This is a genomic window from Mucilaginibacter aquariorum, from assembly GCF_024498135.1.
GTDB lineage: Bacteria > Bacteroidota > Bacteroidia > Sphingobacteriales > Sphingobacteriaceae > Mucilaginibacter > Mucilaginibacter aquariorum.
Window position 1 is genome coordinate 219,313 of sequence record NZ_JANHOH010000006.1, and the last position, 11,701, is coordinate 231,013.

Consider the following 11,701-nt stretch of genomic DNA (forward strand, 5'->3'; position numbering starts at 1 on the left):
CTTTTACCACAAACATTTCCTTACTTGTGTTACCAATTAATCATCTGCTCACCACAACCTTTAGCTATGAAAAAATACTGCCTCACCCTCAATCTTAAAGATGATGATGATTTGATAGCCGAATATGAAGAACATCATAAAGCAATTTGGCCCGAGATAGTAGATAGCATTACTGGTTCGGGCATTACCAATATGGAAATTTACAGGCAAGGTACCCGCCTGGTTATGTTCATAGAAGCCAACCCCGATTTTACCTTTTCAAAAAAAGCCGCAATGGATGCAACTAACCCCAAAGTGCAGGAATGGGAAGATCTGATGTGGAAGTATCAGCAGCCCATAAAGGGCGCGCTTGCCGGAGAAAAATGGGTTTTAATGGATAAGATATTTCAACTATAAACCATCAATATGAAAAGAAAACTATTAATACTGTGTTTACTTATGGCCGTAACCACTAACTATTTAGCAGCACAAGGGATTTATACGCCTACAGCTGATAACCTTGCACAAAGGCAAAAATTTCAGGATATGAAGTTTGGGCTTTTTATTCACTGGGGTATCTACAGCATTTTGGGGGATGGTGAATGGGTAATGCATGAAAAGAAAATTCCTTACGATAGCTATAAAAGATTGGCAGGTTTTTTTAATCCGCAGGATTTTAATGCGAAAGAGTGGGTTGCCTTTGCTAAACAGGCCGGTATGAAATACATTACCATTACCTCGCGCCATCATGATGGGTTTAGTATGTTCGGCACAAAAATGTCGCCCTATAATATCGTTGATGCCACACCTTACCATAAAGACCCATTGATGGAACTGGCTAAGGAGTGCGAAAAGGAAGGCATCGAACTACACTTTTACTACTCATTGCTGGATTGGGGCAGGCCCGATTATGCTTTTGGCAGCCAGATTGTTGATGGCAAACCTGTAAAAGGCGACTGGGATAGCTATATTAAATTCATGAAAGACCAGCTAACCGAGCTAATTACAAAATACCCCGGGGTTAAAGGTATTTGGTTTGATGGCGATTGGGAACGCACCAAAGTTAACTGGCACTATGATGAAATTTACGCACTCATACATAAATTAAACCCGGCTATAATGGTGGGGAATAATCATCATGTGGCGCCAAAAAACGGCGAGGATTTCCAAATGTTTGAAAAAGATTTGCCGGGGGCTAATACCTCAGGCTTTTCAGCCGACCAAACCATTGGCAAGCTACCGCTGGAAACTTGCGAAACCATTAACAATAGCTGGGGATTTAATATTACCGACAGAAGCTTTAAATCATCAAAACAGATCATCCACTACCTGGTGAATGCCGCAGGGCGCAATGCTAATTTTTTGCTCAATATTGGCCCAATGCCAAATGGCAAGATCCAATCTGAGTTTACAGATACATTGGCTATTGTAGGCGCATGGGTGCAAAAAAATGGTGAGAGCATTTATGGTACACGTGGTAGCAGCGTACCGCCACAGCCATGGGGTGTTGCAACTGTTAAAGCAAAAACTATGTATGTGCACATTACTAGTCCGCAGGGCGGGCCATATATCTTTATCCCGCAGGTAAAAGAAAAAGTGAGTAAAGCAATATTACTAAGTAATGACAGCACGGTTAAGTTTAAACAACAACCTGAAGGGGTATTTATTTATACTGCCGGATTGGCTATTGATCCGAACGATACGATAATTAAATTGACGGTAGATTAAACCCTCCATGTCATTTCGAACGAGGGACGAGGAGAAATCTTTTACACCTTGTTAGCAATCACGCAAAGTTGAATTGCCTGTGTAAAAGATTTCTCCTCACGCCTACGCGCAACCAGCCCTTGTTCGTTCGAAATGACAATCGGGAAAGCAAAGGATTAAGCTTCTACCTCTGCCGATTGAAATGTTGGCTCATCGGCACTTGGGCCGTAGCTGCCGGGTATAGGAACGTTTAACAGGCGCAGATAAACTCCCAGCTGAGCACGGTGGTGAATGATCTGCGATAGCGCCATGCGGATAATTTCGCCTTTAGTGCTTACACTATGGATGGTATCTCCGCTGCGCAGTGTCCATTTCTCATTAAGCTTGCTTTCATTTTCAGCTGTTAATTGCGAGCGGCCATCAACCAGCGATCTTTCAAACAGCTCCAGTAATTGCTCTGTCGTATCCAGGAAGGTTGATTCATAGCTGTTATTCTCAAAATCGAGTTCATCGGTAGTTAAAGCCATTGTTATCCAGGTTGGCAGTTCAGCAATGTGGGTAGCCAGGCGACGCACATCCATGCTTTTTACATGTGGTGTCCAGTCATATTTCTCGTTAGGCACGCGCGACAGCATTTTGCGGGTGGTTACTGATTCTTCATTCAGTTGTTTCAGGAAAAATTCAATTTGTGACATAGTGATGTGTTTTTGATTTATATTCAAAGAAACAACCAGCTAATGACAGCCCTATGTCAGCAGGAAAAAATTAATTAAAAAAATATTATTTGCTATGCATGCATAATAAATTTAACTTGTGGCGTTTAAAGCTATTATTTGTACCATATACCGTTTTGTTATTGATTTGAGGGCTAAAACAGGTAAACCAAGTGGGCAAATTAATCGTTAGTTTTACAGCAAACCAATATAATATAGTACTTTAAAAATGGACAATTTATTAATGGATAGCCCTACAGGCTATGACTTCTCTATAAGTGACAATCAAAAAATGATAGGCCAGATGGCAAAAGATTTTGCCGAAAAACACATCAGGCCAAATGTATCGGCTTGGGACGAAGAGCAGCATTTTCCTTTAGATCTTTTTAAGCAATTAGGCGAAACAGGCATGATGGGCGTGCTGGTTCCGGAAGTATATGGTGGCTCGGGTTTTGGTTATGCAGAATACGTTACCGTTATTGTAGAGATAGCAAAAGTTTGCGGGTCGATAGGTTTATCGGTTGCCGCGCATAACTCTTTATGTACCGGTCATATCCTTGCTTTTGCCAATGAAGAGCAAAAACAAAGATGGCTGCCCAAATTGGCTACTGCCGAATGGCTTGGTGCCTGGGGGTTAACAGAAGCTAATACAGGCAGCGATGCGATGGGTATGGCTACAACTGCCGTTTTAGACGGAGACCACTATATAGTAAATGGTTCTAAGAACTGGATAACCCACGGTAAAAGTGGCGATGTTGCTGTTGTGATGGTACGCACAGGTGAAAAGGGTGATTCAAAAGGGATCTCGGCTTTGGTAATTGAGCGGGGTATACCGGGCTTTAGCGCGGGTAAAAAAGAAAATAAGCTGGGCATGCGTGCATCAGAAACCACCGAAATGATATTTGATAATTGCCGCGTACCAAAAGAAAACCTTTTAGGTGTAGAAGGCGAAGGCTTTAAACAAGCTATGAAGGTATTGGATGGCGGGCGTATCTCTATAGCGGCCTTATCGTTAGGGATTGCTAAGGGAGCATTTGAGGCGGCGGTTGCTTACTCAAAAGAACGCCACCAGTTTGGGCAGCCGATTAGTAATTTCCAGGGGATAGCATTTAAACTGGCCGATATGGCTACAGAAATAGAAGCAGCCGAACTGTTAATTATGCAGGCTGCCGATCTGAAAAACCGCCATTTGCCGGTTACCAAGCAGTCGGCAATGGCTAAGTACTTTGCATCTGAAGTAGCAGTACGCTGCGCTAACGAGGCTGTACAGATCTTCGGCGGGTACGGCTATACCAAAGATTTCCCGGTTGAGAAGTTTTACCGTGATGCCAAACTGTGCACCATAGGCGAAGGAACTTCCGAAATACAGAAAATTGTTATCAGCCGGGAAGTGTTAAAATAAGAAACTATACTGATCTATTATAAACCTAAGTACGCCTGCAGCTTAACCACTGCAGGCTTTTTGTTTATCGATTTATTCCTGCAAGATATTAATGCAATTCATATCCATCATGCGGGCAACAATGCCCCAACCATAAAAATAGTTGGATACACCTATTACCAGTTGGTTATCGCCGGCTTTAAGCGGGACATCAAAAGTGGAGTTTGCAATATCCAGCCGGCCATCGGGATATTTGCGGATGGGTTGCGGGTATTGGTTCTTATCTGCATAAATTAAACCGCCGTTAATAAACACATATACTTCATCGCTAAAACCAAGCTGAATTTTTGCTACCTGTTCCTTTGCCGATTTGATAGTGGTTTTAAGCCACACATAGCGGTTTTTATTTTGTACGCCGCCACCTCTGTTCTCCATTCCGCCAAATTTTCGGGTAAGGTTAATTAAGCCGCGACGTTCGGCAACTATAGGCTGCCATTTGGTTGTATCTTTTGGCAGGTCGTCAATAATAAGTTCGCGGCCCTTTTCTAAAAATTGCGAGGCTGATACATCCCACCGGCGAATATAATTTATATCGTGATTAGTAAGGTCTGTGCCTTCTGTTGGCGATAGCCATTCAGTTTCGTTTGGTTTGATAACCAGGTTGGCAAAATAAGCCTGGCCGTCAAAAGCTATAGCGCCAGCGCTTGCAGTACCCTCTAAACGGGGGATCTCTAAGGTGGGGCGCGTGCTGTTGTTTAAATATACGCGCATTTGCAGCCCCGATATTACCAGTTTAATGTGGTTCCAGTCTGTATTATGGATAAGTGCGGGTGCCTGAAACTGGCCCATTATATCCCACAGGTTTACACCATGTAATATGGGGGCGTATTGTATGGCATCGTTACGCTGCTCTGTTTCGTCGGGTTTACAGCGCAGGTAAACAAGTTCGCTTTCACCAGGGTTTTGCTGCCTGAAGTATATGCTTAAAAAGGCACCACGACTAACATCTACGGGTTGGGTATCAAACTCAATAGTACCGTTGGTAAAATTGAAGCCCTTAAGAATTACCTGTTTGTTGCCCGGCAATATCTTCATGGCTTTAACACCTTTATACGTTGTAAATTCTACCTTTTGTAGTGTGGTATCAAACCGTGTGGCTTCAAATGGGATCTGAATTTCTTTTGATTTAGGCTTTTTTGCATTGCTTACCTGTGCATAGATTAAGTTACTTATCAACAGTAAACAGAGCATTAAAGTAATTACTTGTTTAATTTTGGGAGGATAGGGTTTATTTTTCATCTTTACTTTTGTTTTCCCTAAAGGTGAAATGATATCCTCAAAAAGCCATATTCAAGTTCATTCAAATACATTCACGGGCATAAATAATGCAAAAAGAAGGTTTATACATTAGTAGCTGGCGAACATTAGCCGAAGGTGAGCTTGGCTGGGGAGATAGTGCGGAATGGAGCGATCAGGATTTTGAAAAGCTAAGCGCGCGTATTTTTGAGAAAACCGGCACCATGCTCAGCATAACCACATTAAAAAGATTGTGGGGCCGGGTTAAGTATGATAGTTCGCCCAACGCCGCTACATTAAATGTAATGGCAAAGTTTATAGGTTTTGAGGATTGGCGCGGTTTTAAAAAGCATATAGATGAAAAGCAGCCCAGCGTTACAGTCTCTGCTCCGGATGTAAAGTCAAGAAAAAAAACATACCTGCCTTTAATTTTAACGGCAATTTTAATAGTTGTTATTTTAGGAGTAACTATTTCCCGGAGTATAAAACCCAAACCCATTGAAAAAATACGGACTAACGCGGCTGTTAAATTTGAAAGTGAAAAAGTGGCCGATGGCCTGCCTAACTCAGTGGTGTTTAATTATGATGCATCTGGTTTAGGGGTTGATAGTGTTACGCTGCAGCAATCATGGGACCCATCGCGCAATGAGAAAATATCGGCACAGGGAAAAGAGCATACCTCTATATATTATTATCCGGGCTATTTTACCGCAAAGCTGATAGTGAACGGGCGCGTGAAAAAAGAAAGCCCCGTATTTATAAAAACAAAGGGCTGGGCTGGCATAATAGACAAATACCCAACCCCTACTTATTTAAGCGCTGCCGATATGCATTTGGCCGGCGCTTTGGGAATCAGCGGGAAAACACTCGCGCAAAAAACCGGTTCGCCAGTGTTTAATAATCAATGGGTTAGTTTTAGTAATGTAAGAGAGTTTGGCGGACTAAACGGTAGTGACCTTACGTTGGAAACCACCCTACGAAATACTTCTAAACCAGATGAATCATCGTGTCGTAGGGTAATTATTTACATATTGGGGAAAAGCAACGCCATGGTTATTCCGCTTGCCGATAAGGGCTGTATCTCTGCATTAAACATGTACACATCATCCGAATGGATAAATGGGAAAGATAGAAACCTGAGCGCGTTCGGCTGCGATTTTAATCAGTTTCAGTTTTTTAAATGTAATGTACAGGATATGAAACTGAATATTTCCCTAAACAATAAGCAAATATTTACCGCACCTATAACACAAACAATAGGCGATATAGTAGGGCTTTCCATCAGGTTTGAAGGTTCGGGCGAGATAAGAAACCTTAAACTTGGTAACAAGAACAAAACGTTTTTAGAGGAAAAGTTTTAATCCCCCACGCGTCGTATTGATAGTCGAATCATCCTGGTAAAAAGAAAGCAGGCTTGGCCTTGCGCTATACCTGCTTTCCATACTTTTTTAATTAACTAATAACTGACAGTTTGATTAAATCTGTTAGTTATAGCAAATATAATTAATTGTACTTTTAATTTAAAAAATATCTTACAACTTAATAGTTAAAAGCAACCCAATGTTTCAATTGGATAACAACTAGCTGAAATATAGAAGGTTACTGGGTAACCTTTACAGGTATAGGCGTTACATAATAAAAAGCGCCTCTATCTACATTTTTGATGTTCACATCCATTGTTTCATTCATTTTATTGATGTTCACATTTATACTGCCATCGGCATTAACCGGCAGGGTAACATATTTTTTTGAATCGGCCATGGCAGGGGTAATACTGCTTTTAACCAGGTTAAGGGTTAAGGCAACTGCGATAATGGTGAGGATGATTTTGGTGTAAAGGTCGGTTTTCATGTGGTTTTAGTTTAGGGTTTGAAGATAAATAAACCGACACACTTTAAGGGGCATAAATAAAAAAATCCCTTCGGTATTACCGAAGGGATTTGAGCGAAAGACGAGATTCGAACTCGCGACCCCGACCTTGGCAAGGTCGTGCTCTACCAACTGAGCTACTTTCGCGTTGGGGTGGCAAAAGTATAATTTTAGTTTAATTGGCAAAAAAATATTTTGAAATAGTTTTTGTTAGATTTGACAACTTTTTAAAAGTTGTCAAATCTGCATATGGCGCGAAGTGTTCACGTTCACGGCCGTGAACACCCGTTAACATAAATAAATAGCTGATAATCAGTGATATTTAAATTTGGCTACTGGCAAAATATTGTCACCATTTTCTTTAGTGTAATTACTAAGAGGCAGTCCCGATGGGGCACAGACCCTGCCAACTAAACCCGATTGCAGCGTATACCGGCCCTGCGCTTAAGGCCTGTGCAGTATGAGCGAAAAGCGGGGGCTGGCGGGAGATAGCAGCACAGCAATTGCTTTTCAAAATTATTTAAGCTGTACTTGCATGCTACTTAAGCAAAACTCTATTACAACTGGTATAACGATAAATGCAATTAGCCAAAGATAAAATTTGTAGTTGTTGGTTTCATAGGCATTAACTAAGCTAATTATTATAAAAACTATGGCTGTAAAAATCCCTGCTAACACTAACAGGCCACCCTCTCTCATAGGATGAAAAATTAAGCCATATGTGCTATACCAAAGCAAGCAGTAAATAATATAAAATATTACTGAGGTAGGGTGTTGTTTTATACTTTGCCAGATAGCTTTCATGCTGCGCTTTAGCATTGATACCTGAAAAATGGAAAAGGTAACCTGTCGCCCGGTTTTAGATCCTTCACTATCGTTCAGGATGACAAGTTGATAACCTAAGATCATACATTGTTACCCACTCCCTCCATCTAATCAATTCATTACAAAAAACTTTTTCACCCAAGCCCTTGAAAATCAAAAAATAGTACCTACCTTTGCAGTCCTTAAAATAAGGATAAAACTGTAAATACAAAAAAGCAAAAATGCCTACTATTCAGCAATTAGTTAGAAAAGGTAGAGTAGCTCTGGTTGACAAGAGTAAGTCGCCAGCGTTGGACAGCTGTCCACAGCGAAGAGGCGTGTGCACCCGTGTGTACACCACTACCCCTAAAAAACCAAACTCAGCAATGCGTAAAGTTGCACGTGTGCGCCTTACAAATGGTAAAGAAGTTAACGCCTACATCCCTGGTGAAGGTCACAACTTACAGGAACACTCTATTGTTTTGATCCGTGGTGGTCGTGTTAAAGACTTACCGGGTGTACGTTACCACATCATTCGTGGTGCGTTAGATACTTCTGGTGTAGCCGGTCGTAACCAACGTCGTTCTAAATACGGAACTAAACGTCCTAAACCAGGACAAGCAGCTGCTGCTCCAACAAAAGGTAAAAAGAAATAATTAAAGGAGGATAGTAAAAATGAGAAAGTCAAAACCGAAAAAGAGAATCCTTCTTCCTGATCCAAAATTCAATGATATTTTGGTAACCAGGTTTGTAAATAACATGATGTTTGATGGTAAAAAATCTACCGCTTACACCATATTCTACAATGCAGTTGAGATAGTAGAGAAAAAAACAAGCGAAAACGGGTTAGATACCTGGAAAAAAGCTTTGAACAATGTAATGCCTGCTGTTGAAGTAAAGAGCCGTCGTGTTGGTGGTGCTAACTTCCAGGTTCCTACAGAGGTTCGTCCGGAGCGTAAAATAGCTTTGGGTATGAAATGGTTAATTAGTTATGCTCGTCGTCGTGGTGAAAAAACCATGATGGAGAAATTGGCTGGTGAGATCATATCTGCCGCTAAAGGTGAAGGTGCTGCTGTGAAGAAGAAAGAAGATACGCACAAAATGGCTGAGGCTAACAAGGCGTTCTCACACTTTAGATTCTAAAAATAATTAGAGATTTATCGAGTTATTGAATTGTTGATTTGGTAATGTTAAACTAATCAATAATTCAGTAATTCGATAATTCAATAAATAAAAAAGAAATGTCAAGAGATCTAAGATATACAAGAAACATAGGTATTGCCGCTCACATTGATGCCGGTAAAACCACAACTACAGAGCGTATTCTGTATTACTCGGGTGTTAGCCATAAAATTGGTGAAGTACACGAGGGTGCAGCTACAATGGACTGGATGGCGCAGGAGCAGGAACGTGGTATTACCATTACATCTGCTGCTACTACTATCGACTGGAAATACAGAGGCCAAAGCTACCACATCAATATTATTGATACCCCGGGACACGTGGATTTTACCGTTGAGGTAAACCGTTCGTTACGTGTTTTAGATGGTTTGGTTTTCTTATTTAGTGCAGTTGATGGTGTTGAGCCACAATCAGAAACCAACTGGAGGCTTGCTAACAACTATAACGTTGCCCGTATAGGTTTCGTTAATAAGATGGACCGTTCTGGTGCCGATTTCTTAAACGTTGTTAAACAAGTAAAAAGCATGTTAGGCAGCAACGCTGTTCCGCTTCAATTGCCAATTGGCGCTGAAGAGAACTTTAAAGGTGTTGTTGATTTAATTAACTGGAGAGGTATTGTTTGGAATGAGCATGATAAAGGTATGACCTTTACTGAAGTGCCTATCCCTGAGGATATGATCGAGGAAGCAACTGAGTGGAGAGAGAAATTACTTGAGTCAGTAGCTGATTACGATGAGAGCCTGATGGAGAAATTCTTTGATGCACCAGAATCAATCACCGAGCGCGAAATTTTAGATGCATTGCGTAAAGCAGTGTTAGATGCTAAGATCGTTCCTATGGTTTGTGGTTCATCTTTCAAAAACAAAGGTGTACAAACCATGCTTGATTACGTGATGGAATTACTTCCTTCACCTATGGATGTTGATGGTATTGTTGGTACTAACCCTGATACAGGCGAAGAAATTATCCGTCAACCATCAGAAAAAGAACCATTTGCAGCATTAGCGTTTAAAATCGCGACGGATCCTTTCGTAGGTCGTTTGTGCTTTATCCGCGTATACTCTGGTAACTTAGAGGCTGGTTCATATGTACACAACATGCGTTCAGATAATAAAGAGCGTATCTCTCGTATATTCCAAATGCACGCTAACAAGCAAAACCCTATACCTAACGTAGGTGCAGGTGATATTGCTGCGGTAGTAGGCTTTAAGGATATCAAAACAGGTGATACACTTTGTGACGAAAAACACCCTATCGTGTTGGAGTCAATGAACTTCCCTGAGCCGGTTATTGGTTTAGCTATTGAGCCTAAAACACAGGCGGATGTAGATAAATTGGGTATGGCTTTAGGTAAATTATCTGAAGAAGATCCAACCTTCCGTGTAAACTCTGATGAAGAAACCGGCCAAACCGTAATTAGCGGTATGGGCGAGCTTCACTTAGATATCATCATGGACCGCTTAAAACGTGAGTTTAAAGTAGAGGTTAACCAGGGTGCACCACAGGTAGCTTACAAAGAGTCTATCACAGGTACTATACAACACCGCGAAACATACAAGAAACAAACCGGTGGCCGTGGTAAATTTGCTGATATACAAGTTATATTATCACCAAACGACGAAGGTAAAGAAGGTTTACAGTTTGTGAACGAAATTAGCGGTGGTTCAATCCCTCGTGAGTTTATCCCATCTGTAGAAAAAGGCTTTGCAGCTTCAATGGCAAACGGTGTATTAGCCGGTTTCCCATTAACAAGCTTAAAAGTAAGGTTAATTGATGGTTCGTTCCACGCAGTCGATTCAGATGCACTATCTTTCGAGTTAGCTGCTAAGATGGCTTACCGTGAGGCATTGCCAAAATGTAAACCAATGTTGCTTGAGCCGATCATGAAAATCGAGATCTTAACCCCTGAAGAAAACATGGGTGATGTTATCGGTGATATGAACCGTCGTCGTGGCCAGCTTTTAGGTATGGATTCACGTGCGGGTGTTCAGGTAGTAAAAGCTACTGTACCACTTTCAGAAATGTTTGGTTATGTAACCCAGTTACGTACTATTACATCTGGCCGTGCTACTTCAACCATGGAGTTTGATCACTATGCAGAAGCGCCACGTAACGTACAGGAAGAAGTAGTTGCCAAAGTAAAAGGCAAAAAAGCTGCTGCTAACGCGTAATTAGAGATTAGTTGATTGGTGATTAGAGAATAGTTGCCAATCAACTTTTATAATAAACAACCGGTTACACTAACAAATAGCTCTTAGTGTAGCTATAAAAACAAACAAAATGAGCCAAAGAATCAGGATCAAATTAAAATCGTACGATTACAACTTGGTTGATAAATCAGCCGAGAAGATCGTTAAAACAGTAAAGCCGACAGGCGCTGTAGTTAGCGGACCGCTTCCGTTACCAACCGAAAAGAAAATTTTCACTGTTTTACGTTCACCACACGTTAACAAAAAAGCACGTGAGCAATTCCAATTATGCTCTTACAAAAGGCTATTGGATATCTACAGCTCTAACTCTAAAACTGTAGATGCGCTAATGAAGCTTGAATTGCCAAGCGGTGTTGAAGTTGAGATCAAAGTGTAACTGTACCGGAAGATCTATAGAAAAAGCCATTCTTGAAAAAGAATGGCTTTTTTGTTGCTTGTGTCCCGTCCTGAAATAAGTTGACAGCTAAGTTGACTTAATATGAAAAAACAGGAAAACAGTATCACAAGGCGCAGTCAGCGCGATTACAGTATTGCCTTTAAATTGCAGGTTGTTCAGCAAG

The 11,701-nt window shown here is 41.1% G+C and carries 12 protein-coding genes and 1 tRNA gene; 8 read left to right on the top strand and 5 right to left on the bottom strand.

Annotated elements, in window-relative coordinates; translation table 11 throughout:
- Window positions 1-66 precede the first annotated feature (66 nt).
- The gene (locus tag NPE20_RS19905) at window positions 67-396 is read left to right on the top strand and encodes an L-rhamnose mutarotase (protein ID WP_256540459.1); all 330 of its coding nucleotides are present in this window, start codon (window positions 67-69) and stop codon (window positions 394-396) included.
- A gap of 9 nt (window positions 397-405) precedes the next feature.
- Entirely contained in the window at window positions 406-1,707 is a 1,302-nt protein-coding gene (locus NPE20_RS19910; RefSeq protein WP_256540460.1) for an alpha-L-fucosidase, read from the top strand.
- Between the two features lie 155 nt (window positions 1,708-1,862).
- On the opposite strand, the gene NPE20_RS19915 is transcribed toward NPE20_RS19910, so the two are convergent.
- Window positions 1,863-2,381 carry a DinB family protein gene (locus NPE20_RS19915; protein WP_256540461.1) on the bottom strand — a complete coding sequence of 173 codons (519 nt, stop codon included), beginning with the start codon at window positions 2,379-2,381 and terminating at the stop codon, window positions 1,863-1,865.
- 247 nt (window positions 2,382-2,628) lie between these two features.
- On the opposite strand from NPE20_RS19915, the gene NPE20_RS19920 reads away from it, so the two are divergent.
- On the top strand, window positions 2,629-3,801 hold the full coding sequence (locus tag NPE20_RS19920) for an acyl-CoA dehydrogenase family protein (protein ID WP_256540462.1): 1,173 nt from the start codon (window positions 2,629-2,631) through the stop codon (window positions 3,799-3,801).
- A 72-nt stretch (window positions 3,802-3,873) separates the two neighbouring features.
- Here NPE20_RS19920 and NPE20_RS19925 read toward each other — a convergent pair whose 3' ends face one another.
- A complete protein-coding gene (locus tag NPE20_RS19925) occupies window positions 3,874-5,016 on the bottom strand; it encodes a hypothetical protein (RefSeq protein WP_256540463.1) in 1,143 nt (380 codons plus the stop codon).
- Window positions 5,017-5,165: 149 nt separating this feature from the next.
- On the opposite strand from NPE20_RS19925, the gene NPE20_RS19930 reads away from it, so the two are divergent.
- On the top strand, window positions 5,166-6,437 hold the full coding sequence (locus tag NPE20_RS19930) for a hypothetical protein (RefSeq protein ID WP_256540464.1): 1,272 nt from the start codon (window positions 5,166-5,168) through the stop codon (window positions 6,435-6,437).
- 238 nt (window positions 6,438-6,675) lie between these two features.
- Here the strand turns inward: NPE20_RS19930 and NPE20_RS19935 are convergent, their stop codons facing one another.
- The 3 genes from NPE20_RS19935 to NPE20_RS19945 form a co-directional block, all read right to left on the bottom strand.
- On the bottom strand, window positions 6,676-6,927 hold the full coding sequence (locus NPE20_RS19935) for a hypothetical protein (protein WP_256540465.1): 252 nt from the start codon (window positions 6,925-6,927) through the stop codon (window positions 6,676-6,678).
- A 92-nt stretch (window positions 6,928-7,019) separates the two neighbouring features.
- Window positions 7,020-7,092, bottom strand: a tRNA-Gly gene (locus tag NPE20_RS19940).
- Window positions 7,093-7,461: 369 nt separating this feature from the next.
- Window positions 7,462-7,749 (bottom strand): hypothetical protein, encoded by a 288-nt coding sequence (locus NPE20_RS19945; protein WP_256540466.1) that lies wholly within the window; start codon window positions 7,747-7,749, stop codon window positions 7,462-7,464.
- 242 nt (window positions 7,750-7,991) lie between these two features.
- On the opposite strand from NPE20_RS19945, the gene rpsL reads away from it, so the two are divergent.
- From rpsL to rpsJ, 4 genes are all read left to right on the top strand, one after another.
- Window positions 7,992-8,405, top strand: coding sequence for a 30S ribosomal protein S12 (rpsL, locus tag NPE20_RS19950; protein ID WP_100340149.1), 414 nt, complete (start codon window positions 7,992-7,994; stop codon window positions 8,403-8,405).
- 19 nt (window positions 8,406-8,424) lie between these two features.
- Window positions 8,425-8,892, top strand: a complete 468-nt coding sequence (gene rpsG / locus NPE20_RS19955) for a 30S ribosomal protein S7 (RefSeq protein WP_256540467.1) — start codon at window positions 8,425-8,427, stop codon at window positions 8,890-8,892.
- 98 nt (window positions 8,893-8,990) lie between these two features.
- Complete coding sequence (gene fusA, locus NPE20_RS19960) at window positions 8,991-11,102, top strand: elongation factor G (RefSeq protein ID WP_256540468.1); 2,112 nt, start codon at window positions 8,991-8,993, stop codon at window positions 11,100-11,102.
- Between the two features lie 109 nt (window positions 11,103-11,211).
- On the top strand, window positions 11,212-11,517 hold the full coding sequence (gene rpsJ / locus NPE20_RS19965) for a 30S ribosomal protein S10 (protein ID WP_022830652.1): 306 nt from the start codon (window positions 11,212-11,214) through the stop codon (window positions 11,515-11,517).
- Window positions 11,518-11,701 lie beyond the last annotated feature (184 nt).